Raw genomic sequence first — 24,630 nt, 5'->3', positions numbered from 1 at the left:
TCGGAATGGCGGGATTCGAACTCGCGACCCCTTGCACCCCATGCAAGTGCGCTACCAGGCTGCGCTACATTCCGAAGCCCGCAACTTTAACCGAGTTCAGACCTGATTCCAGCTTGGATAGCGGTTTGCAGCGAAATTTACTGAACTTTCGTCCAAGGGGTGAGTATGTTTGTCCAATTTTTCAGCATTTCTTTGCGTTGTTCCCGCTATTCCGCCTTGTTGTAGACGACACGCGCCTTTTTTGTGATCGCGATAGTCGGACTCATGTGGGCCATCAATGAAAAAGCCCGCTTGAATGCAGGCCGGCATACGAGTTGGGTAGGAAAAGTGGCAGTTCAACAAGTACTTACAGGGATGCACATGCGGCGGGATTAATCTGAAAACACTCCACTTTCTCAAGGAGTTGCCATGAAAGTGCTACTTCTGATTGCTGCAGTTGTCAGTATGCTGGCGGGTTGCTCGATGATGCCGGGGCGCGATTCCGGGCGCATGCAAGACCAGAGTGCCGGCCAGATCATGGGAACCAGCGATATGCGCTATGAATGGGGGCGTGGGGCTTATCAAGGTCCGGGCAGCATGCCGCAGTGGTCAGGCGGGGATGACACTTCTGGAGGTCTTGGCTGGCGCCGTGATTAAGTAGGAAGAACCACTTCTTGCGCAACCAATTGGCGCGCTGCTGTTTCATGCCTAGCACCTAAAGGTGTTTCCTTTGGGCACTGCAAGGTCTTGTCGTCCAGCCCCCCGTCTTGTATGCCGGGGCAGACGAATTCATCGCGCAGGGGTCTGGTGATGGACTGCGGCTCATAGGCCTTGGCGGATGGCTTGGTCAGCCAGAGCATCGCCATGACGATGACGATGACGATGGCCAGCAGCATGAAATCAAGAATCTTCCCGTGGCGGGGCTCCGTTTCTGGCGCGTCCTGACCGCGCTGTCTCGATCGGTGGATGAGCAGGAATAGCTAGCCCGGGCTGTCGCCTGCTTTCTTGCAGGCGATCCCCTACCGGGTGCCGCCGGCCCAGGTGTGGGGCTGGCGAAGTTGGGCGGTCTATAGATAGGCCGGGGTTGTCTGCTTGCCAGGGGACAGTCCAACTGACTCGGAGCCCGCCCACGCAAAGTGCCATCGAAACCCGCCGACTTCGTAAGACCGGCTAGCTCCAGAAAGCGCCAGATAGAAATGAAAAAAGCCCGTGAATTCACGGGCTTGCATGAGAAAAAAGTCTAAAGGTTGTGTGTCAGTTCACGACGCCTTTTTATTCCCACTCGATAGTTGCAGGCGGCTTGGTGCTCACGTCGTAGGTCACGCGGTTGATGCCGCGCACTTCATTGATGATGCGGCCGGAGACTTTCTTCAGCAGGCCGTAGGGCAGCTCGGCCCAGTCGGCCGTCATGAAGTCGCTGGTCTGCACGGCGCGCAGGGCCACGACATAGTCGTAGGTGCGGCCGTCGCCCATCACGCCCACGCTCTTGACGGGCAGGAAGACGGTGAAGGCCTGGCTGGTCAGGTCGTACCAGCTCTTGCCGGTCTTTTCGTCGATCCAGTTGTTCAGCTCTTCGATGAAGATGGCGTCGGCGCGGCGCAGCAGGTCGGCATATTCCTTCTTCACTTCGCCCAGGATACGCACGCCCAGGCCGGGGCCGGGGAAGGGGTGGCGGTAGACCATGCCGCGGGGCAGGCCCAGAGCCACGCCCAGTTCGCGCACTTCGTCCTTGAACAGGTCGCGCAGCGGCTCCAGCAGCTTTAGACCCAGTTGCTCGGGCAAGCCGCCCACGTTGTGGTGGCTCTTGATGGTCACGGCCTTCTTGCTCTTGGCGCCACCGGATTCGATCACGTCGGGGTAGATCGTGCCCTGGGCCAGGAAGGTTGCTCCCTTGCTGCCGGCATTGGCGGCTTTGAGCTTGGAGGCCTCGGCCTTGAACACGTCGACAAACAGACCGCCGATGATCTTGCGCTTGGCTTCGGGTTCGGACACGCCGGCCAGTTTGCCCAGGAACAGCTCGGATGCATCCACGCGAATGACCTTGGCGTGCAGCTTGCCCTCGAACATCTCCATGACCATATCGCCTTCATTCAGGCGCAGCAGGCCGTGGTCCACGAACACGCAGGTCAGCTGGTCGCCGATGGCGCGGTGGATCAGGGCTGCAGCCACGGAGGAGTCCACGCCGCCCGACAGGCCCAGAATCACTTCCTCGTCACCGACCTGCTCGCGGATCTTGGCCACGGCTTCTTCGATGTAGTCGCCCATGATCCAGTCGGCATGGGTGCCGCAGATGTCCAGCACAAAGCGGTTGAGCAGCGCCTGGCCCTGCACGGTGTGCGTGACTTCGGGGTGGAACTGCACGGCGTAATAGCGGCGCGCCTCGTCGGCCATGCCGGCGATGGGGCAGGACGGAGTGGATGCCATGACCTTGAAGCCCGGGGGCAGCTCGGTGACCTTGTCGCCGTGGCTCATCCAGACCTTGAGCATGCCGTGGCCTTCGGGCGTGACGAAGTCCTCGATGCCCTTGAGCAGCTCGGTATGGCCATGGGCGCGGACTTCAGCGTAGCCGAATTCACGGCTGTTGCTGCCTTCGACCTTGCCGCCCAGCTGGGTGGCCATGGTCTGCATGCCGTAGCAGATGCCCAGCACGGGCAGGCCCAGCTCGAATACGGCATCGGGTGCTCGGTCGTCCACTTCGTAGACGCTGGCATGGCTGCCCGAAAGAATGATGCCCTTGAGCTTGCCGTCGGCCGCAAATTCGCGCACCCAGTCGCTGCTTACGTCGCAGGGGTGGACTTCGCAATAAACATGGGCCTCGCGCACGCGGCGTGCGATCAGCTGGGTGACCTGGGAGCCAAAGTCGAGAATGAGGATCTTGTCGTGTTGCATGGTGATCAAGGGCAAGAGGGTGACAAAAAGGGTTAGAAATCTTCGGCGCCCAGCAGCGCAATGCCGCGCTTGCTGGCGGCAGCCCGCTGAGCTTCGTCAAAAGTCGCCAGCGGCAGGCGCAGGGACTGCGCCAGCCATAGATAGGCCGCGTCGTAAACAGGCAGTCCCGTGTCCAGCGCCACATCCAGCACTGCCTTGTGCTGCGCCGGGGCCAGCTCATGCAGTTCCACGCGATGGCGAATGGCTTCCAGCACGCCCCACAGGCCTTCGACGCTGGTGTGCGGGATACGGCCGCTGTTCACGCCCGAGGCGATCAGGTTGCCACATTCCCACTGCCAGAGGTTGGGAGCTTGCGGATCGATCTCGTCGCGGCGGATACGGGTATAGAGGCGCTGCGTGTGTTCGCTGGCATGGTCGGGCAGCAGCCAGGCCGCGGTGACCGAGGCGTCCAGCACAAAGGCGGAAAAGCCCGTCGTCATGCCTGGCTCCTGCCGGTTCGGCGCAGATCTGCTGCGGAATCCGTAGCTGCCGGCGCCTGTACCGTGGCCTGCAGAGCCGAGATCTGTTCCAGTTCGCGCGCAATTTGCTCATCGCTAATCACCGGGCGGCGACGCACCGGCAGCATGCGCACCACTTCCTTGCCGTGGCGCGTGATGCGCACTTCCTCGCCCTGTTCGACGAGTTCGATCAGGGCGGAGAAACGGGTCTTGGCTTCGTAGATGCCCACGGATTGCATGGTGGTGCTGCGCAAAAAAGAAAAAATCTGGTCCGATATTTAGATCAGACCAGATTTTAGCATTCAGACCAGAATAAGCAATCTGGCCGGATCAAAAGGCTTAATCGGCGCGGTAGTTAGGCGCTTCCTTGGTGATCTGCACGTCATGCACGTGAGATTCACGGATGCCGGCCGCCGTGATTTCCACGAACTCGGCCTTGTCGTTCATCTCGGCGATGGTGGCGCAACCGCAGTAGCCCATGGAAGCGCGCACGCCGCCTGCCATCTGGTAGACGATGGACACCATGGAGCCCTTGTAGGGCACCCGGCCTTCGATGCCTTCGGGCACCAGCTTGTCGGCATTGGGGTTGCCGGTGGAGGACTCCTGGAAGTAGCGGTCGGCCGAGCCTTGCTGCATGGCGCCGATAGAGCCCATGCCGCGGTAGCTCTTGTACGAGCGGCCCTGGTACAGGATGACTTCGCCCGGAGCTTCCTCGGTGCCCGCAAACATGCCGCCCATCATGATGGTCGAAGCGCCAGCGGCCAGAGCCTTGGAGATGTCGCCGGAGAAGCGGATGCCGCCGTCGCCGATCAGAGGCACGCCCGTGCCCTTCAGGGCCTGGGCCACGCTGTCGATGGCCATGATCTGAGGCACGCCCACACCGGCCACGATACGGGTGGTGCAGATGGAGCCGGGGCCGATGCCGACCTTGACAGCGTCGGCGCCGGCTTCCACCAGCGCCAGGGCAGCCGCGCCGGTGGCGATGTTGCCGCCGATCACGTCCACCTGGGGGTAGTTCTGCTTGACCCAGCGCACGCGGTCGATCACGCCCTTGCTGTGGCCGTGGGCCGTGTCCACCACCAGCGCATCCACGCCGGCCTTGACCAGCAGGTCCACGCGCTCTTCGGTGCCGGCACCCACGCCGACGGCGGCGGCCACGCGCAGGCGGCCAGCGGCATCACGTGCGGCATTGGGGAAGGTGGTCTGCTTGTTGATGTCCTTGACGGTGATCAGACCCTTGAGTTCAAAGGCGTCGTTCACCACCAGGATTCGCTCCAGCTTGTGCTTGTTCAGCAGCGCCTTGGCTTCGGCCGGAGTCGTGCCGTCTTTTTCGTTGACGGTGATGAGCTTTTCGCGCGGCGTCATGATCTCGCGGACCTTGACGTCATAGCGGGTCTCGAAACGCACATCGCGGCTGGTCACGATGCCGACCACCTTGCCGCCGTCGCAGACGGGGAAGCCCGAAATGCCGCGCTCCTCGGACAGCTGTAGCACCTGCAGCACGGTGTGCTCGGGGGTGATGACCACGGGGTCGTGCACCACGCCGGACTCATGGCGCTTGACCTTGGACACTTCGGCCGCTTGTTGCTCGGCCGTCATGTTCTTGTGGATCACGCCGATACCGCCTTCTTGCGCAATGGCGATGGCCAGACGCGCTTCCGTCACCGTGTCCATGGCGGCAGACACCAGGGGCAGGTTCAGGCGAATATTGCGGGTGAATTGGGTGGCGAGGGAAACGTCCTTGGGCAGGACTTCGGAGTAGGCGGGAACGAGCAGGACGTCGTCAAAGGTCAGTGCTTTTCCGAGAAGGCGCATGTGAAGGCTCCAAAAGAAGGATTGTACCTGTGACTTGCCGCACAATGTGGGCTTGCGGCCCAGAACCCCCATGGCTCGCCTCAGACAATCGACTCTCATGCATACCATCAAGTTCGCTCTGATCGCAGCTCTTGCCTGCTGTTCGGTTCCTGCCTCGGCTCAGTGGCAATGGATCGATGGCCAAGGCCACAAGGTATTTAGCGACCGCGCTCCGCCGCCCGATATTCCCGCCAAGAACATACTGCGCCGGCCCGGCGGCTCGGGCAAGGTGGCGGGCGTTGCAACGGCTGCCGCCGAAGCCGCTCCGGCCCCGGCGCCGGCCAGGCCTGCGGCGGACAAAGGCGTGGACAAGGGTCTGGAAGAGCAAAAGCGCAAGCAGGAAGCCCAGGAGGTCGCCAAGGCCCAGGCCGACAAAATGCAGCGCGAAAAGCAGCGCCTCGACAACTGCAACCGTGCCAAGCAGGCCAGGGCCACGCTGACCTCCGGGCGCATGCTCTCCAGCGTCAACGCCAACGGCGAGCGCGGCTTCATGGACGAGGCCACGCGCGATGCCGAGGTCAAGCGTGCCGATGCGGTGATTGCCTCGGATTGCGGCCCGGCACCCGAGCCAGCGCAATAGGCCTGCTCCCGGTCCCAAGAAAAAAGCACCCTGGGCGGGTGCTTTTTTATGCGCGGGCTTTCAATATCCGGCCTTGGCTCCAGGCCGCTGGCGCTTGAACAATCCGGTGCTTCTGGCGCCCTGGCGCGCAAAGCGCTCGCGCCTGGCGATCTTGGGGTCTACGGTCAGTGGGCGGTAGATTTCGAGGCGGTCGCCGTCGCCCAGCATCTGCTCGGGGCGCGCCGTCTTGCCCCAGATGCCGACCATGGACGCGGAGATCCGGGGTAGATCGAGTTCCAGCTGCGGCAGCTGTGCGGCTGCCGCCAGTGCTTGCTGCACGGTGCTGCCCGGCGGCAGCTGCAGGCAGGCCTCGTGCACCACGCCGGCTCTGGGTGAGGCGCAGACGCTGATTTGCAGGGGCTTAGCCATAGACCTGCTCGGCGCGCTTGATGAAGGCGTCAACCATCGAGCCCGCGATGCGGTCAAAGACCGGGCCTATGATGGCGGCCACCGCGCTGCTCTCAAAACCGTAGTCGAGCTGCAGCTCCACCTTGCAGGCGCGCTGCTTGCCGTCCCCCACGGGATGAAAGCGCCAGTTGCCCTCGAGGCGGGAGAACGGGCCTTTGACCAGGCGCATGCTGACCTGCTGGCCGCCGTCGTCCATGGCGATATGGGTGTTGCGCGTCACAAAGGATTTGTGCAGGCCGCCGAAGGCCATGCCCACCTCGGCGGTCATGCCGCTGTCATCCTGCTCCAGCACCTTGGCGTGATTGCACCAGGGCAGAAAGTCGGCATAGTGGGCCACGTCCGTCACCAGGGCAAACATTTCTTCGGGGCTGTACCAGATCAGGACGGACTTGTTGACGTTTTTCATGAAAAAGAGCAATCAGCATGGCGCAAGTACAGGGTATTGGCGATAGGCAATCTACCCATGTCCGTCATGCGAAACTAAAATCGCCACTCAGAGGCGAGACGGCAATCCAGTATTGTAGGGAGAGCTTTCATCTCCGGTCTGCGCTGCAACTAATACTCCATGGCCAAGAAACCAGAAACATCGTCGCGCATTGCCGACAATAAAAAAGCTGCATTCAACTATTTCTTCGAGGAGCGCCACGAGGCCGGCATGGTGCTGCACGGCTGGGAGGTCAAGGCCTTGCGCAGCGGCAAGGTCCAGTTGACCGACGGCTACGTCATCATCAAGGATGGCGAGCTGTATCTGCTGGGCTGCCAGATCAATCCGCTCAAGACCGCGTCCACCCATGTGAGCCCGGATTCGGCGCGCATCAAGAAGCTGCTGATGAAGAAGGACGAGATCCGTCGCCTGATCGGCAAGGTGGAGCAAAAAGGCTACACCCTGGTGCCCATCAACCTGCACTGGAAGAATGGCTTTGTGAAATGCGAGATTGCGCTGGCCAAGGGCAAGGCCGAACATGACAAGCGCGACGTGATCAAGGACAGGGAAGGCAAGCGCGAGGTCGAGCGCGCCATGAAGAGCCGCCACCGCTAGCGGGCGCCGGCCCCAGCCTTCTTGACACGGTTTTGACACGGCCGGCCGCTATGTTGGCAGCCAGCATTTTCAAGGAGGCTCGCCATGGGTACTTGGTCGCACGGTAACTTCGACAACGACACGGCGCTGGACTGGCTGGATGACATCACGGGCCAGTTGCTGGACGAAATTGCCGAGGCCATGGAGTCGCCCGCATGCCTGGAGGCCGACGAGCCCGATGCGGATCTCGTGCCCTGCAGGATAGAGCTGCTATGCGCCATGGCCGAAAAAGGCATGCCGCCCCAGTGGCCCGACGTCGAGACTCTGGCCGAGTGGAAGCGTATCTACCTGGAGGTCTGGGATTCCAGCATCGACGAGCTCGAACCCAGTGAAGACTACAAGCAGGGCCGCAGGGCCACGCTGGTCGCGACCTTCGACCGCATGCTGGCCCTGGCGCATCTGGCGCAGGAAGAAAGAGAGAGCGAAGACGACTGAGCGCGGCTTTGCGCTTCAGGGGTTTTCGTCATATTTCTGCTTGAAGGCGAATTCCAGCTGTTCGCAGTCGGCCTGGGAGCGGAATTCCTGGGCCTTGCGCTCGGCTTCGGGCTTGGCAGTCTGCTTCCAGCAGATCTTGATGGTCTCGCGGTCCACCCAGCGCTGCTCGCTCTGCGGGTCGTCCATCAGGCGGCCTATCAGCATGAGGATGGCAAAAATGCTCACGGGCAGGCCGATCAGCCACGGAACAAGTCGGCTTTTGGCGGGGGCTTGAGGCCTTGTCGCCTCGGGATTGGGTGTCGGGTTCATGTTGGCTGGCTATTATGCGCATGCCGCTGATGGCGACCTGAACACCAGGTCTGCGCCGTATGCAATGACCGTAACAGCACCCCGGTGCGCGGGCCCGCGGTCGCAAACCTATAATGTCCGGCTGATTTGCCTTCGCGTGCAGCTCCTGAAAAAGCAGCGCCGGGCCATATTGATCGCAGGCGTCATGCCGGCGTCGTCATTCAAAACACCATGAGCACACCCACTTTTTCCGTTGCGGACATCCGCAAGACGTTCCTGGATTTCTACGCTTCCAAGGGCCACACCGTTGTTGCGTCCAGCTCGCTGGTTCCCGGCAATGATCCGACGCTGATGTTCACCAACTCGGGCATGGTGCAGTTCAAGGATGTGTTCCTGGGCACGGACAAGCGCCCCTACAACCGCGCTACCTCGGTGCAGGCCTGCCTGCGCGCCGGCGGCAAGCACAATGACCTGGAGAACGTGGGCTATACGGCTCGCCACCATACCTTCTTCGAAATGCTGGGCAACTGGTCCTTCGGCGACTACTTCAAGAAGGAGTCCATCGAGTGGGGCTGGGAGCTGCTGACCAAGGTCTTCGGTCTGCCCGCCGAGAAGCTGCTGGCCACGGTCTATCACGAGGATGATGAGGCCTATGACATCTGGAAGAACGTCATCGGTCTGCCGGCCGAGCGCATCATCCGCATCGGCGACAACAAGGGCGGCAAGTACAAGAGCGACAACTTCTGGATGATGGCCGATACCGGCCCCTGCGGTCCTTGCTCGGAAATCTTCTACGACCACGGCGAGCACATTGCCGGTGGCCCTCCCGGCTCGCCCGACGAAGACGGTGACCGCTTCATCGAGATCTGGAACCATGTGTTCATGCAGTTTGACATGAAGGAAGACGGCTCCGTGGTCAAGCTGCCCGCGCCCTGCGTGGACACCGGCATGGGCCTGGAGCGCCTGGCGGCCATCCTGCAGCATGTGCACAGCAACTACGAGATCGACCTGTTCCAGGCGCTGATCAAGGCGGCTGCGCGCGAAACCCATATCGAGGATCTGGCCAACCCTTCGCTGAAGGTGATTGCCGACCATATCCGCGCCACCTCCTTCCTGGTGTCCGACGGCGTGATTCCTTCCAACGAAGGCCGCGGCTATGTGCAGCGCCGCATCATCCGCCGGGCCATCCGTCACGGCTACAAGCTGGGTCAGAAGACTCCGTTCTTCCACAAGCTGGTGACCGACCTGGTGCAGCAGATGGGCGAGGCCTACCCCAAGCTGCGCGAACAGGAAGCGCATATCACCAGCGTGCTCAAGGCCGAGGAAGAGCGCTTCTTCGAGACCCTCGCCCATGGCATGGAAATCCTGGACAGCGCGCTGGCCGGCGACGTCAAGGTGCTGCCCGGCGATGTGGCCTTCAAGCTGCACGACACCTACGGCTTCCCGCTGGATCTGTCCAACGACGTGGCGCGCGAACGTGGCGTGACTGTGGACGAGGCCGGCTTCCATGCCGCCATGGAGCAGCAGAAGAGCCAGGCCCGTGCTGCAGGCAAGTTCAAAATGGACCGCGCGTTGGAGTATTCGGGCGAGGCGAATACCTTTGTTGGCTACGAGAAGCTCGCCGAAGCAGCGAAAATCGTAGCGCTGTACGCTGACGGTGCCTCGGTTTCCGAGTTGAAAGCGGGTCAAAGCGGCGTGGTGGTGCTGGATGCCACTCCTTTTTATGCGGAATCGGGCGGCCAGGTCGGCGACCAGGGCCTGATCACGGCCGGCGGCAACCGCTTTGCCGTGCAGGACACGCTCAAGATCAAGGCCGATGTATTCGGTCACCACGGCCAGCTGGAGTCCGGCAGCCTCAAGGTCGGTGATGCCGTGCAGGCCGAGGTGGATACCGCCGTGCGCGCCGCCACCATGCGCAATCACTCGGTGACCCACATCATGCACAAGGCCTTGCGCGAAGTGCTGGGTGCCCATGTCCAGCAAAAGGGCTCGCTGGTCAATGCCGAGCGCACGCGTTTCGACTTTGCACACAACGCCCCAGTGACGGCCGAGCAGCTCCGCGAGATCGAAGCCCGCGTGAATGCCGAAGTGCTGGCCAACACCGCCACCGATGCGCGCGTGATGGACATTGAGTCGGCCCAGAAGACCGGCGCCATGATGCTGTTCGGCGAGAAGTACGGCGAGACCGTGCGCGTGCTCGACATCGGCTCCAGCCGCGAGCTTTGCGGCGGCACCCACGTGCAGCGCACCGGCGACATCGGCCTGTTCAAGGTGGTGGGCGAATCCGGCGTGGCCGCTGGCGTGCGCCGTATCGAAGCCATTACCGGCGAGAACGCGCTGGCCTATCTGCAGTCGCTGGAGTCCACCGTGGACCAGGCTGCCGCGGCCTTCAAGGCCCCCGCTGCCGAGCTGACCCACCGCATCGGCGGTGCGCTCGACCAGATCAAGGTGCTGGAAAAGGAAATCGCCGCGCTCAAGGGCAAGCTGGCTTCCAGCCAGGGCGACGAGCTGGTGACCCAGGCCGCCGATATCAAGGGGGTGAAGGTGCTGGCCGCCAAGCTCGAAGGAGCGGACGCCAAGACCCTGCGCGACACCATGGACAAGCTCAAGGACAAGCTGGGCGCAGCCGTGATCGTGCTGGCCGCCGTGGACGGCGACAAGGTGCAACTGGCCGCAGGCGTGACCAAGGCCGAGACCGCCAAGCTCAAGGCCGGCGAGCTGGTGAACTTTGTGGCCCAGCAGGTGGGCGGCAAGGGCGGCGGCAAGCCCGATATGGCCATGGCCGGCGGTACCGACGCGGCCGGCCTGCCTGCGGCCCTGGCCTCGGTCCAGGCCTGGGCGGCCGAGCGCCTCTAAGCGCCGGATCTGGCACCCATCGGGTGCCCTGCAAACAGAAAACCCCGGGCTTCGGGGTTTTTTGTTATGGATGTCTGACATTTACAGATGGTGACATTGAGTTAGATTAAGGCGGAGCAACCACTTTCAACTCAATGATCCAACCCATGGCGCTGCCTCCGGTACCCCTTGTCTCGCTGCTGCAAAAGTGCTGGCGCCTCTGCCTGCTGGCTTTTTTGCTGGGCGGGCCGGCCTATGGGGCGGCGCAAAGCGTGGTCTTCATCAACCCGGGGCGCAGCAGCGAAGTCTATTGGCACACGGCCTCGGAAGCCATGGAGTCGGCGGCACGCAGTCTGCGCATGTCGCTGGAGGTGCGTTATGCAGAGCGCAATCCGCTGCAGGCCATAGCGATTGCGCGCGAGATTGCTGCAAGGCCTTCGGGTTCCAGACCCCGCTTCGTGATACTCAGTAACGATCACAGCGTGGCGCCGGAGATTCTCCGGACGCTGGAGGCCGCGCGCATCGACAGCCTGATGGCTTTCAGCGGCGTGCCCGACAGCCAGCGGGACGCACTGGGGCGGCCGCGCGAAAAATTCAGGCATTGGCTGGGCAGCCTGGAGCCGCAGGCGCAGGAGGCCGGCTATATGACGGCCAAGGCCTTGATCGAGGCCGCGCGCGAGTCGCGCATCGTCGGCGGCAAGGACGGCAAGCTGCATATGCTGGCGATCGCCGGAGACCGCTCCACTCCCAGCTCGTTGGCGCGCAACGAGGGCATGCGCAAAGCCGTGGCCGAGGCCGGCGACGTGCTGCTGGAGCAGGAGGTCTATGGGGAATGGCGCCGCGACCGGGCCGCCGAGCAGATGCGGGTGCTGATGCTGCGCTACCCCGAGGCGCGGCTGGTCTGGTCGGGCAATGACGACATGGCTTTTGGCGCCATGGATGCCTGGCGCGCGCGTGGCGGATCGCCGGGGCGCGACGGTTTCTTCAGCGCCATCAACACCTCGGCCGCGGCATTGGCGGCGATGCGCTCCGGCGAGCTGGCGGCCCTGGCCGGCGGGCATTATCTGGCGGGGGCCTGGGCGATGGTCATGCTGTACGACTATGCGCATGGACGCGATTTCAGCTCGGAGGGGCTGGAGCTGCAAAGGCCGATGTTCGTGCTGGTCGATCCGCTCTTGATCGACAGGTTCGAGCAACGCCTAGGCGCGCCGCACAAGCTGCTGGACTTTCGCAAATACAGCAAGGTATTGAACTCCAGGCTCAAGGTTTACGGCTTTGAAACCGACAGGCTTTTGCGTTGATAGGATGCCATGCTTCAACTACTACCCCCGAGCTCACGGTTCCGCTCCATCGCCACGCAGCTGATCGCCCGCATCGTGCTGCTGGCGCTGCTGAGCATGTGCGTGTTCGTGGGCGCTCTGGCCTGGTGGGAATATCGGGCGGGCCAGCAGAACTTCAGGCGCGACATGCAGCAGCATGCGGATGCCAGCCTGCTGCTGCTGTCCAGCGCCATGTGGGACATAGACCCGGCCATGGTGCGCAACCAGGTGAGTTGGCTGGCGAAACTGCCCCAGGTGGGCTTCGTGCGTGTGCGCGCCACGACCACTGGGGAGCTTTTTGAGGGCGGCCAGCTGGCGCAGCCGCGCCCGCCGGCCATCGCGATCAACATCCCGGCTCCGCGCCAGATACAAACGGCCGGGGAGATCCCTCTGGGTACGCTGGAAATCTGGGAAAGCCGCAGCTATTACCTGGAACTGATGCGCAACTCCATTCTGGGCGTGGTTCTGGGCTATGTGCTTTTCACCACCCTGGTCTGCATGGTGGTGGCGATGGTCATGCGCCGGCAGCTGCGCGATCCCTTGCGCGATATTGCGCATTTCGCGCGTGGGCTCAAGCCCGGCGGCCAATCCCAGACGCTGGTGCTGGGACGGCCGCGGCGTGCCTATATCGACGAGATCGATCTGGTCGCCAGAGGTTTTGTGCAGCTGCAGAACAATCTGCAAAGCCATATTGCCGATCTGGACCAGCTGGTGGCGGAGCGGACGGCGCAGCTGGAACAGATGGTCGACGAGGTCAAGCGCCTGTCCATGACCGATGCCCTGACCAGCTGCTACAACCGGCGTGCGCTCGACGAGCGGCTGCAGTCCGAGGTAGAGCGCTGCCGGCGCTATGGCCGCCCACTCAGCGTGGTGTTCATGGACCTCGACCATTTCAAGCGCGTCAATGACGAGCACGGCCATGCGACCGGCGATGTGGTGCTGCGCGAGGTGGCCTTGCGCTGCCAGCGGGAGCTGCGCACCCAGGTGGACTGGCTGGCGCGCTATGGTGGCGAGGAGTTCCTCGCCGTGCTGCCCGAGTCCCAGGCGGCCGAAGCCAGCCAGCTCGCTTCGCGGCTGGGGCGCGTGATTCGCGGCCGGCCTATCGATGTGGACGGGCTGCATCTGACGGTGACGGCCAGCTTCGGCGTGGCCCAGCTGCAGGGCGAGGAGAGCATGGAATCCATGCTTGAGCGTGCGGATGCGGCGCTGTACGAGGCCAAGGCCGCGGGCCGGGACTGCGTGCGCGTTTCGGAAATCCACGCGCGCGGACATAAAAAAAGCGCCGCGGCCATGGAGCGGCCTTCGGCGCTGGGCAGCCAGGAAAGCCAGCCTTAGTTCTTGCGGCGGAACACCAGATCCCACACGCCATGGCCCAGGCGCAGGCCGCGGTTCTCGAACTTGGTCAGGGGGCGGTAGTCGGGCTTGGGCGCATAGCCTTCGGCGCTGTTGTGCAGTAGCGGCTCGGCGCTCAGCACCTCCAGCATCTGCTGGGCATAGGGTTCCCAGTCGGTGGCGCAGTGGATATAGCCGCCGGGCTTGATGCGGGCGGCCAGCTTGGCGATCAGCGGCGACTGGATCAGGCGGCGCTTGTTGTGCTTCTTCTTGTGCCAGGGGTCGGGGAAGAAGATGTGCACGCCGTCTAGCGAAGCCTCGGGCAGCATATTGTCTATGACTTCCACGGCATCGTGCTGCAGGATGCGGATGTTCTCTATCTCCTGCTCGCCGATGCGCTTGAGCAGCGCGCCCACGCCGGGCTCGTGGACTTCGCAGCACAGGAAGTTGTCGTCGGGGCGCACGCGCGCGATATGGGCGGTGGCTTCGCCCATGCCAAAGCCGATTTCCAGGATCAGCGGCGCAGTGCGGCCGAAGGCCGCCGCGGCGTCCAGCTCAGCCTTCTGATACCGCAGCAGAAAGCGCGGACCCAGCTCTTCGAAGGCCTTGGCCTGGCCCGTGGTGGTGCGGCCGGCACGGCGCACATAGCTCTTGATGGTCTTGGGATAGGCCACGCCCTCGGGCGCCTGGCCGGTTGCGGAGGTGTCTGGGGCTGGCGCGGTGGCGTCCATATCGGAGGAGGGGGTTGGAATAGAAGAAGTCACGGGGCGATATTGTAGGTTTGGCGCCAGCAGCGAACCCAGAAGTCCAATGCCAAAGTCAGGGCCGATGCGGGGCTTTCACTGCCGCCGCCGGTGCCGGCCGGCGCTTGTGGCAGGCCCAGCTGCGCAGCCGCCGCGCACAGCGCGGCCAAAGGCTGGCTCAGGTCCACGGCCGGCGCGCCATGCTGCTTGGAGAGCTTTTCTCCATTGGCCATGCGTACCAGCGGCGTGTGCAGATAGTGCGGCTGGGCCAGGCCCAGCGCATGCTGCAGCAGAATCTGGCGCGGCGTATTGTCGGCCAGATCCTCGCCACGCACGACATGGGTGATGCCCTGCTCGGCGTCGTCGACGACCACGGCCAGCTGATAGGCCCAGAGTCCGTCGGCGCGGCGCAGCACGAAGTCGCCCACGCTGGCCGCCAGATTCTGCTGCTGCTCGCCGAGGCGGCGGTCCTGCCAATGCAGCACGGGGGCTGCGGGCTCGAGCCGGCTGCCGTTGATTGCTATGTATTGCGTAGCAGTCGACGCTCTGTCGGAAAGGGCTTGAGCGTGATTTTTCTGCAGGTCTTGAATCCGCTGCTCCAGCGCGAAACGCCAGGCTCGGGCGGGCTTGCCCTGCAGGCCGTGGCGGCAGGTGCCGGGGTAGGGGCGCTCCACATGGCGCTCGTGCACCAGATCCAGGGCCTGCCAGGCGGCCTCTATGTCCTTGCGCGTGCAGCCGCAGGGATAGGCCAGTTGCCGCTCCTGCAGCTGCGCCAGCGCTTTTTCATACAGCTTATGGCGCGCCGACTGCCAGCTCACGGGCGCGTCGGCATGCAGGCCGCAGGCCGCAAGCTGGCGCAGTATCTCCTGGTCCGCACCGGGCTGGCAGCGCGGCGGGTCGATGTCCTCGATGCGGATCAGCCAGCGGCCGCCATGTGCGCGGGCGTCCAGCCAGCTTGCCAGCGCGGCGACCAGGGAGCCCGCATGCAGCGGGCCGGTTGGCGAAGGGGCGAAGCGCCCGACATAGGAGACTGGGGAAGAGGCGAGGGCCGCGGTCATGAGGGCGCAATCTTACGCCCCCGGGCCGGCTCTAGGCGAGAGCCAGCGCCATCTCCAGGCCCGAGACAAACGCATCCTCCACGCGCCGGCCCAGGCACCAGTCGCCGCACAGGCCCAGGCCCGTGGACGGATCATGGGCGAAGGAGCGGCCCAGCGGCGCCAGGGTCTGGGCATGGGGCCAGAGGTAGACGCTCGCATGGCGCGGTGCCACGCGTATGCCCGTGATTTCGCCAAAGGCTTTTTGCAGCTTGGTGAGCACGCGCGTGGGGTCGTCGTTGCGGTGCTCGTTGGACCATAGCGGGTTGGCGTGCACGGTCCAGCGCTCGGTCTGGGCGCGGCCGGGCTTGGAGGATTCGCGCGCCACCCAGGCAATGCGGTCGTGGGTGCTGCGCGCCGCGTTCCACTGCGGGCCCAGCGTGGTCAGGCCAGCTTGCGCGGCCATGGGGTAGGACAGGGTCATGGCCCAGCAGGGGGCGATTTCCACATGGGACAGCGTTTTGGCGAGTTCCGCGCCCTGGGGCACGGTCTGCAGCAGTTGCGCGGCCTGTGGCGCGGGCGTGGCCAGCACCAGGGAATCGAAGGCCGCGGCGCTTTGCGGGCCATGGTCCTCGGTGTCCAGCATCAGCGTCCACTGGTGATGGCTGTGGCGGCTGCCACTGGCGATATGGTGCTGCAAGGCCCTGACCGACTGGCCCAGGTGCAGGCGGCCGGCTTCCCACAGTGGGGCGGCCCAGGCCAGCGGCAGGGCCTGCATATCGGGCACGCCCACCCAGTGGGTTTCGCGTGCCGAGGCCGGATTGTCGGTCTTGCGGCCCTGGGCGTTGCGCGTCTGGACGCTGTTGACGCTCCAGCCGCGCAGATTGTGGGTCGCGGTATCCAGCGCCAGCTGAAACCGCGGGTCGCGCACGGTGAAGTACTGCGCGCCTATGTCGAAGCTCCCATAGGGGCCGTTGACCGAGCGCAGGCGTCCGCCGGCCTGGGGCAGACGCTCATAGACATGGACGTCATGGCCAGCCTGCATGAGGGTGCGCGCACAGGCCAGACCGGCAATGCCGGCACCGACGATGGCGATGCGCTGGGGTCTGGAAGAGGGGGGGCTGGAGGTGTGAGCGGATGCGGACGCAGAGGGGTGAGCGCGGGAAGCATTCATGAAAAAGCCTTTTCAACACCGTTTGTCTCATAGCGTAGCAGCTCTTCAAAAGAGAGCAAGCACCGAATGCCGATGCTCTTGCCACGCGGCCCACTCTACACCGCCGGCATGACGGGCATGGTGCGGCGGCCCTCAGTGGCGCTGATGGTTTTCCATGAGCGCCCTGCGGGTTGCGGGGCTCTCCAGCTGTTCCAGCCACCATTGCAGCGCGCGGCCGGGCACGCGCTGGGCCGAGCCCGACCACGCATAGTGCAGGCGCAGATTGCGGTTTGCGCGCTTGACTTCGCGGGTGACGAGCAGGCCGGCGTCCAGATAGGCCTGGACCATGCCGCGCGGCAGAAAGCCGCCGCCTATGCCGCGCACCTGGGCCTCGACCTTGGCCTGCATGCTGTCCACGGTCAGCACGTCCTGGCCGCTGACCAGGCCGTAGCTGATATTGCTGCGCACGCCCGAATCGGCCACGGCGATCAGCCGGTGGCGCACCAGCTCCTCGTCGGACAGCGGCTCCTGCGCCTGGGCCAGCGGGTGGTGGGGGGCCACGGCGAAGATGAAGTCCATCTCGCCGATTTCGCGGGTCTGCAGCTCGGCCGCATTGCTGGCGTTGACGGCGATGCCTATGGCCAGATCAGCGTGGCCGCTGGTCAGAGCCTCCAGGGTCCCGCTGAGTATGCCGTCCATGAGCTTGAGGCTGGTCGGCGGATTCAGCGCGTAGAAGGCCTCGACCAGCTCGAAGACCGGAGTGCGCGCCACGGCGCCGTCGACCACGATGGTCAGCCTGGGCTCCCAGCCCGTGGCCACGCGCTTGACGCGGTGCGCGACCGCATCGATTTCCTGCAGCAGCCGCACCCCTTCCTGCAGCAGGGCCTGGCCGGCCGCAGTGGGCTGGGCGTGGCGCGAGCGGCGGTCGAACAGCAGCACGTCCAGCGCGTCCTCGATCTGGCGCACGCGATAGGTCAGGGCGCTGGGCACCAGCCCCAGGGAGCGGGCGGCGGCGGCAAAGCTGCCGGTTTCGGCAATGGCTTGCAGCATGGCCAGGCTGTCGGGAGTCAACACATCGCGGGAGCTGGGCATGGCGGAAATGAGTGTTCAAAGAGTTTGAATGATGCCATCAACGGCGCTCAGCCACAGCCAGGTGCCGAACTTCTACAGTAGAGGCATAGAGACAAATCACCGAACGAAAGGAACTCAACATGATGACTTTGCGCAAATCCCAGGAGCGTGGCTATGCCGATCACGGTTGGCTCAAATCGTTTCACAGCTTCTCGTTTGCCGGCTACTACGACCCGCGCCACATGGGCTTCGGCAATCTGCGCGTGATCAACGAGGACCGCATTGCACCGGGTACCGGCTTTGGCGCCCACGGCCACCGCGACATGGAGATCATCAGCTATGTGCTCGAGGGCGGCCTCTCGCACAAGGACAGCATGGGCAACGAGCAGACCATAGTCCCCGGCGAGGTGCAGCGCATGAGCGCAGGCTCGGGCGTGGTGCACAGCGAGCACAACCATGCGCAGGGCCAGACCACGCATTTTCTGCAGATCTGGGTGCTGCCGGACCGCACCGGCATCGAGCCCGGCTATGCGCAAAAAGCCTTTCCCGAAGCGGAAAAGCGCGGGCGCCTGCGCCTGGTGGCGTCGCCCGATGGGGCTGAGGGCTCGGTTCCCATGAATGCCGATGCGCGCCTGTATGCGGGCCTGTTCGATGGGGCGGAAGCTGCCGATCTGCCCTTGCCCGCGGGCCGCAAGACCTATGTGCACCTGGTGCGCGGCGAACTGGAGGTGAATGGACAAAAGCTGACAGGCGGCGATGCCGCGCTTATTGAAAATGAAGCGCGTCTGGTCCTTGGCCATGGCCAGGGTGCGGAAGTGCTGGTGTTTGATCTGCAGCCCTGAGAGCCGGGACTGCATTGCTGAGTGAACGCGGCATCGGGCCGCAACTATGGGAGCGAAAAATGTTGAATCAATGCAAAAATCCGCTGGATCTGCTGGGCCGCGTGCTGATCGCACTGCTGTTCCTGCCTGCCGGCATACAGAAACTCACCGGCTTTGCCGGCTCCGTGGGCTATGCCGCAGCGGCGCACATGCCTTTGCCGCAGATCGCGGTGGCCGTCGGTCTGGTGATCGAAATCGTGGGCGGCCTGGCCATCCTGCTGGGCTGGAAGACCCGCTGCGTGGCCCTGATCCTGGGCTTCTTCACCCTGGTGGCCAGCTTCTTCTTCCACAACTTCTGGAGCGTGCCCGCCGATGCGGCCATGGTGCAGCAGCTGCTGTTCTGGAAGAACATCGCCGTGGTGGGCGGTCTGCTGGGCTACGCCGCACATGGCGCCGGTGCCTGGAGCGTGGACGGACGCAAGGCATAACGCGGATTTCAGGCGCGCAGCCTGCTATAAATTTGATAGGCTACTGCGCCTAGCCACACAAGGCCCGCCGGATGCAAATCCGGCGGGCTTTCGATTGGGGCCTGCATGGGAAGGCGCGCCCGAAGCGCGGCGCCGCTTCAGCAACATACCAAGGAAGAATTCATGAGCAATATCGTGGTCGTCTATCACTCGGGATACGGGCATACCCAGCGCATGGCGCAGGCCGTGGCGCAGGGCGCGGCCGCCCAGCTGCTGGCCATCGATGCCGACGGCAATCTGCCCGAGGGCGGCTGGCAGCTGCTGGCCGGCGCCGACGCCATCGTGATGGGGGCTCCCACCTATATGGGCGGACCGAGCTGGCAGTTCAAGCGCTTTGCCGATGCCTCGTCCAAGGCCTGGTTTTCCCAGAGCTGGAAGGACAAGCTGTTCGCGGGCTTCACCAACAGTGCCGGCGTGCAGGGCGACAAGCAGGGCACGCTCGACTATCTCTACCACCTGGCCATGCAGCACAGCGGCATCTGGGTGGGGCTGGGCATGCTGCCGTCCAATACCAAGGCCGCGCAGCGCAACGACGTGAACTGGATGGGGGCCTGCTCGGGCGCCATGGCCCAGACGCCCTCCGATGCCTCGGTGGCCGAGATGCTGGCCGGCGATCTGGAAACGGCGCGCCAGTTCGGCGAGCGCGTGGCCAGGACGGCGGCGCGCTGGGTCAAGTAAACACTATTCCATCAGGAGCGGCCTGCGCCTGCTGTGCTTCGATTTCAGATGAATTTCCATTTGAAATCCTTGCGTGGCGAGCGCTGGCTGCTTTGCTTTTTGTGGGCGGGCCGATCTAGAGCAGGTGTTTTTTGACGGGACGCGGGTGGACCAGGGTCGTGCGCTCGAGGTCGGTGCTCAGCGAGTCGCGCTCGTCGAACACAAAGCAGCCGCCGTTGTAGAACTTGCCGTCGGTTTCCTCGAAGTACTTGAGGATGCCGCCTTCGAGCTGGTAGACATGCTCTATGCCTTCATCCTGCATGAGGATGGCGGCTTTTTCGCAGCGTATGCCGCCCGTGCAGTAGCTGACCACGGTCTTGCCTGCAAACTCGGCCTTGTGCGCGCGCAGCGCGGGCGGGAACTCGGTGAACTTGGTCAGGCGCCAGTCCACGGCGGCGGCGAACGCGCCTTCGTCCACTTCGTAGTCGTTGCGCGTGTCCAGCGTCACCACTTCGCGGCCCGCATCGTCATGGCCTTGCTCCAGCCAGCGGCGCAGCGTGGCTGGGCTGACCGAGGGCGCGCGCCCGCTGGCGGGACGGATCGAGGGGTGGTCCATGCGGATGATCTCGCGCTTGACCTTGACCAGCATCTTGCGGAACGGCACGGCGGCCGACCAGCTTTCCTTGGGGTTCAGATCGGCAAAGCGCGGGTCCTGGCGCAGGGCGTCCACGAAGCTGCGCACGGCCTGGGCGGGGCCGGCGAGAAAGAAGTTGATGCCTTCTTCGGCCAGCAGCACCGTGCCCTTGAGTGCCAGCGCAGTCGCGCGTTCCAGCAGCGTCTCGCGCAGCTGGGCGGCATCGGGCAGGGAGATGAATTTGTAGCAGGAGATGTTGAGTATGTCGGCCACGTCGGTATAGGGGGCACGGCCCTCAGGCCGCTCCGCCGGGGTGACGGGCTTAGACCGAGGCCGCAAGCGCGGCCTTGATTTTATTGGACAGCTGTGCCACTGCCAGCGATGCGGGCGCTCCGGGCATGGATTGCAGCAGTAGCTGGCGGCGCATCACGGCCTCGCGCACCGCGGGGTCCAGCGGGATATCGCCCCAATGCGTGAGCTGCAGCGGCTGGCCCGACTCCGTGGTCACAAAGCGGTTGAGCACCTGCTGCAGCTGGCCGGTGATGGCGCGGCCGTCGCCGGGGCGCTGGGCCTGGTTGATGACCAGGCGGATCTGCTCGCGCTTTTGCTGTTTGGCCAGCACCTTGATGGCCGCGTAGGCATCGGTCAGCGAGGTGGGCTCGGGCGTGGCGACCACCAGCACCTCGGTGGCCATGGAGACGGAAAACAGCACCACGTCCGAGATGCCGGCGCCGGTGTCGAGCAGGATGATGTCGTAGCGCGGGCGCAGCGTTTCCATGGTGCGCATGAACTGGGCCCGGATTTCGGGCGTCAGGCGCGAATACTCGATCATGCCCGAGCCGGCCAGCAGCACCGAGTAGCCGCCGGGCGTGGGCAGCACCGCCTCTTCCAGCGAAGCGCGGCCCGTGAACACGTCATGCAGCGTGACCTTGGGATAGAGGTTGAGCACCACGTCCAGATTGGCCAGACCCAGGTCCGCGTCCAGCACCAGCACGTTGAAGCCATGGCGCGTGAGGGCCGCGGCCAGATTGGCAGAGACAAACGTCTTGCCCACGCCGCCCTTGCCGCTGGTGATGGCAATGATGTGGGCCTGCTTGCTGCGGCCAGGCGCCCGCAAGGCATCTTCCATGGAAATGTGAGCGGGTAGGGTGGGGAGAGGGGCCAAGGTGTCCATCATCTCAGGGGAGTTACGACCTGGCTTGCGGCGTCGATATTCACGTCAGGTGCGGTATTGTTCTCGGAGCCATTTTCCTCAAACGGGACGGGTTGCAAAGGGCTGAAAAGAAGGCTTTTTTCCTCGGCACTCACGGTACTGTCGGGTGGCGCCTCGAGGCGCACGCAGTTGCGGCCCGCGGATTTGGCCAGATAGAGCTGGCGGTCGGCGCGCTCGGTCCACAGCTGGGCGGTGCTGCGAATCCACTGCAGCGCATAGACCCCGCCAATGCTGACCGTCACGTTCAGCGACTGGCCGGGGGAAATGTGGATGGGCGTGCTTTCGATGGCCTGGCGCAGGCGCTCGGCCACCAGATAGCCGAAGTGCTCGGGGCAGACGGGCAGCACGATGGCGAATTCCTCGCCGCCGTAGCGGGCCAGCGTGTCCATGGGGCGGATGCCCTGGGTCAGCGTCCGGGCCACGGACTGCAGCACCATATCGCCCGCGATGTGGCCGTGCTCGTCATTGATCTGCTTGAAGTGGTCGATATCCAGCATCAGCAGCAAGGCCGCGTCGCCGGAGCGGGCCACGCGGTCGATCTCGCGCTCGATCACGGCGCGGAAATGCCGGCGATTGGCCAGTCCGGTCAGCGGGTCGCGCAGCGACAGTGCACACAGGCCATCAATCAGGGCCTGCAGGTACTGGGTGGGGGTGTCTGTGGGCAAGCGGATCTCGCCGCCTCCTGCACGGGTCACCAGATTGTGAGCGGTGGCCAGGCGCAGTTCGCGCAGAAACACGGATTGATGAGGGGCGGAGGAGGTCACGACTGGCTACTGAATATGAATCAAGTGTAGCAGTCGGCCGCCTAACTTTGTAAGTGCCTGTCTATTAGGCCGCTATGGCACGGGTTTGTCCCCGGTCTGCCGCCGCAGCTGCGCCAGGAACTCCTCGCTGGTGCGGTAGAGCTTGACGATGGAGCCCATGCGCTCCAGCAGGCCCGCGCGGTGCAGGCGTTGCTCGGCAGGCAGTTTCAGGCCGATCACATGCAGGGTTCCGCCCCGCAGCGAGACCATGCGCTCCAGCCGCGCAAAGGTCTCCACGCCGGTGATGTCGATGTTGTTGATGGACTGCATGAGCAGCGCGATGTCCGTGTCCCCGGGATGCTGCTGCAAGGCCTCGGTGGCGTAGCGCTCCAGGGCCGAGGCCGTGGCGAAGTCCATGTCCGCGTCCATGCGCAGCGCAATCAGCTTGGGCGCCAGCGGCGGCAGCTGCCAGAGCTGGCGGCTGCGCAGGCTGCCGTCAGGGTGCAGCCCGACCTCGATGATGCGCGGGTGCAGATGCTGGTAGAGGAAGTAGGCCTGGTTCAGCGCCAGGCCCGCAAACACGCCCCAGTACATGCGCGGCGCGCTCAGAATGGTCAGGATCAGGGTGGTCACGCTGATGCAGCCTTCGACACGCGAGATCTTGAACAGGCCCAGTATGAGTTTGGGCTTGACCAGATTCAGCACCGCCGTGATCACGATGGCGGCCAGCGCCGCCTGCGGCACATGGTAGAGCCAGGGAATGAACCACAGCACCACGGCGATCACCAGCAGGATGGAGAACACATTCGAGTAGCCGGTCTTGGCGCCCGCCAGCAGGTTCACGGCCGAGCGCGAGAAGGAGGCGCTGGTGGCAAAGCTGCCGAACAGGCCGGCACTGAGCTTGGACAGTCCCTGGGCGATCAGGTCCTGGTTCTCGTTCCAGCGCGTGCCCGCCTGCTGGTGCTCGACCTGTGCGCTGGAGGCGGTTTCCAGAAAGCTGACCAGGGAAATCACCAGCACCGGCATGACCAGCGCACCGAAGTCCTCCCAGCCCAGCATGCCCGGCCATTGAAAGTGCGGCAGCCCCGCGGGCAGATGGCCGACCACGGCGCCGCCCGAGTCGGCAAAGCCCGTGGCCCAGCTCACCAGGCCCGTGAGCGCGATGATGAAGATGGCCGAGGGAAAGGCCGGGCGCCACTTCTTGGCCAGCATCAGCAAGGCCATGCTGCCCAGGCCATAGGCGATCGAGTTCCAGTCAAACAGATACAGCGAGGGCGAATGCCAGACCGTGGACCAGTCGGCACGCATGCCCAGCAGCGTGGGCAGCTGCGAGGCCAGGATCAGCAGGGCGGCTGCCTGTGTGAAGCCGGCGAGCACGGGCGAGGTGACCAGATTGAGCAGCCAGCCCGCGCGCACCAGGCCCAGGACCCACTGCAGCAGGCCCGCGAGAATCGCCATCCAGGCCGCCAGCGCGACCCACTGGGCCGAGCCGGGCTCGGCCATGCCGGTCAGCGAAGCGCCTATTAGCAGCGCGCTCAAGGCCGTGGGGCCTACGCCCAGGCGCGGCGAGGGGCTGAACAGAATGGCCACGGTCGCTGGCACGATGGAGGCGTAAATCCCCGTGATCAGCGGCATGCCCGCGAGTGCCGCATAGGCCACCCCCTGGGGCAGCAGCATCAGCCCCACGGTAAGCCCGGCCCAGAGCTCGCCGCGCAGCAGCGCCAACGTGGGTTTGGGCCAATTGAGAAACGGAAACCAGCGAGCCAGGGAGTGCATGGAGATGATTGTCGGGGAACTGGACGGGCTTGCCGGCGGTCCGCGCAGGATATGGGCGGGCAAAGCGGCCAAGCCTTGGGCTTTTACTACGGATGGCTGCGGGCTGTTGCCGCCAGCAGGGGCACTTATATACTCTAGTTTCCGGTTTTTGTATAAGCACAAAAGGAGAAGCCAGAAGATGACGTCCATCGTACTCACGCGTTCCGTGCATGTCCTGGCCGTGACGGCGCTGGCCTTTGGCCTGGCGGCCTGCGACAAGGCGGACGACGGCAAGACGGCCGGCCAGAAGCTCGACTCCGCGATCTCGCACACCCAGCATGCGGCCGAGAAGGCCGGCAGCCAACTCGAAGACAGCGCCGTCAAGGCCGGCGACGCCACCGCGACAGCTCTGGACAGGGCCGGCGAGAAGATCGTCAGCGCGGCCGACATGGCCAGCGCCAAGATGGAAGAGGGCGCGGCCAAGGCCGGTGCGGCCCTCGATGATGCGGGCATCACGGCCCAGGTCAAGACCGATCTGTTCAAGGCCTCCGAGATCAGCGCTTTGCGCATCGATGTGGAGACCAAGGCCGGGGTCGTGACGCTGACCGGCACCGTCCCCTCCGAAGCGCTCAAGACCAAGGCCACAGAGATCGCCAAGGCCGTCAAGGGCGTGGTTTCGGTCAGCAACCATCTGAGCGTCAAGGCCGGTTAGCCTGCCTGGACCCCGCTCGCCAGCCGGAGCGCGC

General features: G+C 64.3%; 27 protein-coding genes and 1 tRNA gene. 11 read left to right on the top strand and 17 right to left on the bottom strand.

Annotated features, from left to right (window positions below; all coding sequences use genetic code 11):
• Window positions 1–74: transfer RNA gene (locus AB6724_RS13080), tRNA-Pro, on the bottom strand.
• A gap of 334 nt (window positions 75–408) precedes the next feature.
• On the opposite strand from AB6724_RS13080, the gene AB6724_RS13075 reads away from it, so the two are divergent.
• Window positions 409–636 carry a hypothetical protein gene (locus tag AB6724_RS13075; RefSeq protein WP_369338962.1) on the top strand — a complete coding sequence of 76 codons (228 nt, stop codon included), beginning with the start codon at window positions 409–411 and terminating at the stop codon, window positions 634–636.
• Here AB6724_RS13075 and AB6724_RS13070 read toward each other — a convergent pair.
• The 5 genes from AB6724_RS13070 to guaB all read right to left on the bottom strand — a co-directional run bounded on the left by AB6724_RS13070 (window position 633) and on the right by guaB (window position 5,180).
• Window positions 633–875, bottom strand: coding sequence for a hypothetical protein (locus AB6724_RS13070; RefSeq protein WP_369338961.1), 243 nt, complete (start codon window positions 873–875; stop codon window positions 633–635). The genes AB6724_RS13075 and AB6724_RS13070 overlap by 4 nt on opposite strands.
• 376 nt (window positions 876–1,251) lie before the next feature.
• Window positions 1,252–2,868 carry a glutamine-hydrolyzing GMP synthase gene (guaA, locus tag AB6724_RS13065; protein WP_369338965.1) on the bottom strand — a complete coding sequence of 539 codons (1,617 nt, stop codon included), beginning with the start codon at window positions 2,866–2,868 and terminating at the stop codon, window positions 1,252–1,254.
• Window positions 2,869–2,900: 32 nt separating this feature from the next.
• Window positions 2,901–3,347 (bottom strand): type II toxin-antitoxin system VapC family toxin, encoded by a 447-nt coding sequence (locus AB6724_RS13060; protein WP_369338960.1) that lies wholly within the window; start codon window positions 3,345–3,347, stop codon window positions 2,901–2,903.
• Window positions 3,344–3,604, bottom strand: coding sequence for a type II toxin-antitoxin system Phd/YefM family antitoxin (locus tag AB6724_RS13055; RefSeq protein ID WP_369338959.1), 261 nt, complete (start codon window positions 3,602–3,604; stop codon window positions 3,344–3,346). Before AB6724_RS13055 ends, AB6724_RS13060 begins: the two co-directional genes overlap by 4 nt.
• Window positions 3,605–3,704: 100 nt before the next feature.
• On the bottom strand, window positions 3,705–5,180 hold the full coding sequence (guaB, locus tag AB6724_RS13050; protein WP_369338958.1) for an IMP dehydrogenase: 1,476 nt from the start codon (window positions 5,178–5,180) through the stop codon (window positions 3,705–3,707).
• Between the two features lie 97 nt (window positions 5,181–5,277).
• Here guaB and AB6724_RS13045 point away from each other — a divergent pair, with 97 nt between their 5' ends.
• A complete protein-coding gene (locus AB6724_RS13045; protein ID WP_369338957.1) occupies window positions 5,278–5,799 on the top strand; it encodes a DUF4124 domain-containing protein in 522 nt (173 codons plus the stop codon).
• A 60-nt stretch (window positions 5,800–5,859) separates the two neighbouring features.
• On the opposite strand, the gene AB6724_RS13040 is transcribed toward AB6724_RS13045, so the two are convergent.
• Together AB6724_RS13040 and AB6724_RS13035 are read right to left on the bottom strand one after the other, a co-directional pair.
• On the bottom strand, window positions 5,860–6,207 hold the full coding sequence (locus AB6724_RS13040) for an RnfH family protein (RefSeq protein ID WP_369338956.1): 348 nt from the start codon (window positions 6,205–6,207) through the stop codon (window positions 5,860–5,862).
• On the bottom strand, window positions 6,200–6,652 hold the full coding sequence (locus AB6724_RS13035) for a type II toxin-antitoxin system RatA family toxin (RefSeq protein ID WP_369338955.1): 453 nt from the start codon (window positions 6,650–6,652) through the stop codon (window positions 6,200–6,202). The genes AB6724_RS13040 and AB6724_RS13035 overlap by 8 nt, the downstream gene beginning before the upstream one ends.
• A 159-nt stretch (window positions 6,653–6,811) precedes the next feature.
• Here AB6724_RS13035 and smpB point away from each other — a divergent pair, with 159 nt between their 5' ends.
• Window positions 6,812–7,285, top strand: a complete 474-nt coding sequence (smpB, locus tag AB6724_RS13030) for an SsrA-binding protein SmpB (protein ID WP_369338954.1) — start codon at window positions 6,812–6,814, stop codon at window positions 7,283–7,285.
• An 84-nt stretch (window positions 7,286–7,369) separates the two neighbouring features.
• A complete protein-coding gene (locus AB6724_RS13025; protein ID WP_369338953.1) occupies window positions 7,370–7,759 on the top strand; it encodes a DUF4259 domain-containing protein in 390 nt (129 codons plus the stop codon).
• A gap of 15 nt (window positions 7,760–7,774) precedes the next feature.
• Here AB6724_RS13025 and AB6724_RS13020 read toward each other — a convergent pair whose 3' ends face one another.
• Window positions 7,775–8,068 (bottom strand): hypothetical protein, encoded by a 294-nt coding sequence (locus tag AB6724_RS13020; RefSeq protein WP_369338952.1) that lies wholly within the window; start codon window positions 8,066–8,068, stop codon window positions 7,775–7,777.
• Window positions 8,069–8,278: 210 nt separating this feature from the next.
• Here AB6724_RS13020 and alaS point away from each other — a divergent pair, with 210 nt between their 5' ends.
• From alaS to AB6724_RS13005, 3 genes are all read left to right on the top strand, one after another.
• Window positions 8,279–10,903 carry an alanine--tRNA ligase gene (gene alaS, locus AB6724_RS13015; RefSeq protein ID WP_369338951.1) on the top strand — a complete coding sequence of 875 codons (2,625 nt, stop codon included), beginning with the start codon at window positions 8,279–8,281 and terminating at the stop codon, window positions 10,901–10,903.
• A gap of 134 nt (window positions 10,904–11,037) precedes the next feature.
• Window positions 11,038–12,183 (top strand): ABC transporter substrate-binding protein, encoded by a 1,146-nt coding sequence (locus tag AB6724_RS13010; RefSeq protein ID WP_369338950.1) that lies wholly within the window; start codon window positions 11,038–11,040, stop codon window positions 12,181–12,183.
• A 9-nt stretch (window positions 12,184–12,192) separates the two neighbouring features.
• Window positions 12,193–13,536 carry a GGDEF domain-containing protein gene (locus AB6724_RS13005; RefSeq protein WP_369338949.1) on the top strand — a complete coding sequence of 448 codons (1,344 nt, stop codon included), beginning with the start codon at window positions 12,193–12,195 and terminating at the stop codon, window positions 13,534–13,536.
• Here AB6724_RS13005 and trmB read toward each other — a convergent pair.
• The 4 genes from trmB to AB6724_RS12985 all read right to left on the bottom strand — a co-directional run bounded on the left by trmB (window position 13,533) and on the right by AB6724_RS12985 (window position 17,555).
• Complete coding sequence (trmB, locus tag AB6724_RS13000) at window positions 13,533–14,264, bottom strand: tRNA (guanosine(46)-N7)-methyltransferase TrmB (protein ID WP_369338948.1); 732 nt, start codon at window positions 14,262–14,264, stop codon at window positions 13,533–13,535. The two genes, AB6724_RS13005 and trmB, sit on opposite strands and share 4 nt — an antisense overlap.
• Before the next feature lie 29 nt (window positions 14,265–14,293).
• Window positions 14,294–15,334 (bottom strand): tRNA glutamyl-Q(34) synthetase GluQRS, encoded by a 1,041-nt coding sequence (gluQRS, locus tag AB6724_RS12995; protein ID WP_369338947.1) that lies wholly within the window; start codon window positions 15,332–15,334, stop codon window positions 14,294–14,296.
• A gap of 31 nt (window positions 15,335–15,365) precedes the next feature.
• The gene (locus AB6724_RS12990; RefSeq protein ID WP_369338946.1) at window positions 15,366–16,484 is read right to left on the bottom strand and encodes an NAD(P)/FAD-dependent oxidoreductase; all 1,119 of its coding nucleotides are present in this window, start codon (window positions 16,482–16,484) and stop codon (window positions 15,366–15,368) included.
• A 132-nt stretch (window positions 16,485–16,616) separates the two neighbouring features.
• Window positions 16,617–17,555: a LysR family transcriptional regulator gene (locus AB6724_RS12985; protein WP_369338945.1), complete on the bottom strand. Its 939-nt coding sequence runs from the start codon at window positions 17,553–17,555 to the stop codon at window positions 16,617–16,619.
• 119 nt (window positions 17,556–17,674) lie between these two features.
• Here AB6724_RS12985 and AB6724_RS12980 point away from each other — a divergent pair, with 119 nt between their 5' ends.
• The 3 genes from AB6724_RS12980 (at window position 17,675) to AB6724_RS12970 (ending at window position 19,560) form a co-directional block, all read left to right on the top strand.
• The gene (locus tag AB6724_RS12980; protein ID WP_369338944.1) at window positions 17,675–18,376 is read left to right on the top strand and encodes a pirin family protein; all 702 of its coding nucleotides are present in this window, start codon (window positions 17,675–17,677) and stop codon (window positions 18,374–18,376) included.
• A 59-nt stretch (window positions 18,377–18,435) separates the two neighbouring features.
• On the top strand, window positions 18,436–18,843 hold the full coding sequence (locus tag AB6724_RS12975; RefSeq protein ID WP_369338943.1) for a DoxX family protein: 408 nt from the start codon (window positions 18,436–18,438) through the stop codon (window positions 18,841–18,843).
• A gap of 162 nt (window positions 18,844–19,005) precedes the next feature.
• Window positions 19,006–19,560 carry a flavodoxin family protein gene (locus AB6724_RS12970; RefSeq protein ID WP_369338942.1) on the top strand — a complete coding sequence of 185 codons (555 nt, stop codon included), beginning with the start codon at window positions 19,006–19,008 and terminating at the stop codon, window positions 19,558–19,560.
• Between the two features lie 115 nt (window positions 19,561–19,675).
• Here the strand turns inward: AB6724_RS12970 and AB6724_RS12965 are convergent, their stop codons facing one another.
• From AB6724_RS12965 to AB6724_RS12950, 4 genes are all read right to left on the bottom strand, one after another.
• Window positions 19,676–20,446, bottom strand: a complete 771-nt coding sequence (locus tag AB6724_RS12965) for a sulfurtransferase (RefSeq protein ID WP_369338964.1) — start codon at window positions 20,444–20,446, stop codon at window positions 19,676–19,678.
• A 49-nt stretch (window positions 20,447–20,495) separates the two neighbouring features.
• A complete protein-coding gene (locus tag AB6724_RS12960) occupies window positions 20,496–21,350 on the bottom strand; it encodes a MinD/ParA family protein (protein ID WP_439329866.1) in 855 nt (284 codons plus the stop codon).
• Window positions 21,347–22,150 (bottom strand): GGDEF domain-containing protein, encoded by an 804-nt coding sequence (locus AB6724_RS12955; RefSeq protein WP_369338940.1) that lies wholly within the window; start codon window positions 22,148–22,150, stop codon window positions 21,347–21,349. Before AB6724_RS12955 ends, AB6724_RS12960 begins: the two co-directional genes overlap by 4 nt.
• Before the next feature lie 72 nt (window positions 22,151–22,222).
• On the bottom strand, window positions 22,223–23,905 hold the full coding sequence (locus AB6724_RS12950) for a SulP family inorganic anion transporter (RefSeq protein WP_369338939.1): 1,683 nt from the start codon (window positions 23,903–23,905) through the stop codon (window positions 22,223–22,225).
• A gap of 178 nt (window positions 23,906–24,083) precedes the next feature.
• On the opposite strand from AB6724_RS12950, the gene AB6724_RS12945 reads away from it, so the two are divergent.
• Complete coding sequence (locus tag AB6724_RS12945; protein ID WP_369338938.1) at window positions 24,084–24,596, top strand: BON domain-containing protein; 513 nt, start codon at window positions 24,084–24,086, stop codon at window positions 24,594–24,596.
• The last annotated feature ends 34 nt before the right edge of the window (window positions 24,597–24,630 follow it).

Source organism: Comamonas guangdongensis, from assembly GCF_041079535.1.
In the GTDB taxonomy this organism is placed as follows: domain Bacteria; phylum Pseudomonadota; class Gammaproteobacteria; order Burkholderiales; family Burkholderiaceae_C; genus Comamonas; species Comamonas guangdongensis.
Note: the sequence above shows the minus strand (reverse complement) of the source record. Positions and strands in the feature narration are given on the sequence as shown.

What these genes read in the sequence shown, in the direction of transcription:
- guaB (WP_369338958.1), bottom strand. Translation starts at nt 5,180, where the DNA reads ATGCGCCTTCTCGGAAAAGCACTGACCTTTGACGACGTCCTGCTCGTT.
- AB6724_RS13060 (WP_369338960.1), bottom strand. Translation starts at nt 3,347, where the DNA reads ATGACGACGGGCTTTTCCGCCTTTGTGCTGGACGCCTCGGTCACCGCG.
- AB6724_RS13005 (WP_369338949.1), top strand. Translation starts at nt 12,193, where the DNA reads ATGCTTCAACTACTACCCCCGAGCTCACGGTTCCGCTCCATCGCCACG.
- alaS (WP_369338951.1), top strand. Translation starts at nt 8,279, where the DNA reads ATGAGCACACCCACTTTTTCCGTTGCGGACATCCGCAAGACGTTCCTG.
- AB6724_RS12945 (WP_369338938.1), top strand. Translation starts at nt 24,084, where the DNA reads ATGACGTCCATCGTACTCACGCGTTCCGTGCATGTCCTGGCCGTGACG.
- gluQRS (WP_369338947.1), bottom strand. Translation starts at nt 15,334, where the DNA reads ATGACCGCGGCCCTCGCCTCTTCCCCAGTCTCCTATGTCGGGCGCTTC.
- AB6724_RS13010 (WP_369338950.1), top strand. Translation starts at nt 11,038, where the DNA reads ATGATCCAACCCATGGCGCTGCCTCCGGTACCCCTTGTCTCGCTGCTG.
- AB6724_RS13045 (WP_369338957.1), top strand. Translation starts at nt 5,278, where the DNA reads ATGCATACCATCAAGTTCGCTCTGATCGCAGCTCTTGCCTGCTGTTCG.
- AB6724_RS13020 (WP_369338952.1), bottom strand. Translation starts at nt 8,068, where the DNA reads ATGAACCCGACACCCAATCCCGAGGCGACAAGGCCTCAAGCCCCCGCC.
- smpB (WP_369338954.1), top strand. Translation starts at nt 6,812, where the DNA reads ATGGCCAAGAAACCAGAAACATCGTCGCGCATTGCCGACAATAAAAAA.
- AB6724_RS12985 (WP_369338945.1), bottom strand. Translation starts at nt 17,555, where the DNA reads ATGCCCAGCTCCCGCGATGTGTTGACTCCCGACAGCCTGGCCATGCTG.
- AB6724_RS13075 (WP_369338962.1), top strand. Translation starts at nt 409, where the DNA reads ATGAAAGTGCTACTTCTGATTGCTGCAGTTGTCAGTATGCTGGCGGGT.
- AB6724_RS12960 (WP_439329866.1), bottom strand. Translation starts at nt 21,350, where the DNA reads ATGATGGACACCTTGGCCCCTCTCCCCACCCTACCCGCTCACATTTCC.
- trmB (WP_369338948.1), bottom strand. Translation starts at nt 14,264, where the DNA reads ATGGACGCCACCGCGCCAGCCCCAGACACCTCCGCAACCGGCCAGGCG.
- AB6724_RS12970 (WP_369338942.1), top strand. Translation starts at nt 19,006, where the DNA reads ATGAGCAATATCGTGGTCGTCTATCACTCGGGATACGGGCATACCCAG.
- AB6724_RS12975 (WP_369338943.1), top strand. Translation starts at nt 18,436, where the DNA reads ATGTTGAATCAATGCAAAAATCCGCTGGATCTGCTGGGCCGCGTGCTG.
- AB6724_RS12990 (WP_369338946.1), bottom strand. Translation starts at nt 16,484, where the DNA reads ATGAATGCTTCCCGCGCTCACCCCTCTGCGTCCGCATCCGCTCACACC.
- AB6724_RS12980 (WP_369338944.1), top strand. Translation starts at nt 17,675, where the DNA reads ATGATGACTTTGCGCAAATCCCAGGAGCGTGGCTATGCCGATCACGGT.
- AB6724_RS13025 (WP_369338953.1), top strand. Translation starts at nt 7,370, where the DNA reads ATGGGTACTTGGTCGCACGGTAACTTCGACAACGACACGGCGCTGGAC.
- guaA (WP_369338965.1), bottom strand. Translation starts at nt 2,868, where the DNA reads ATGCAACACGACAAGATCCTCATTCTCGACTTTGGCTCCCAGGTCACC.
- AB6724_RS13055 (WP_369338959.1), bottom strand. Translation starts at nt 3,604, where the DNA reads ATGCAATCCGTGGGCATCTACGAAGCCAAGACCCGTTTCTCCGCCCTG.
- AB6724_RS12950 (WP_369338939.1), bottom strand. Translation starts at nt 23,905, where the DNA reads ATGCACTCCCTGGCTCGCTGGTTTCCGTTTCTCAATTGGCCCAAACCC.
- AB6724_RS13035 (WP_369338955.1), bottom strand. Translation starts at nt 6,652, where the DNA reads ATGAAAAACGTCAACAAGTCCGTCCTGATCTGGTACAGCCCCGAAGAA.
- AB6724_RS13040 (WP_369338956.1), bottom strand. Translation starts at nt 6,207, where the DNA reads ATGGCTAAGCCCCTGCAAATCAGCGTCTGCGCCTCACCCAGAGCCGGC.
- AB6724_RS13070 (WP_369338961.1), bottom strand. Translation starts at nt 875, where the DNA reads ATGCTGCTGGCCATCGTCATCGTCATCGTCATGGCGATGCTCTGGCTG.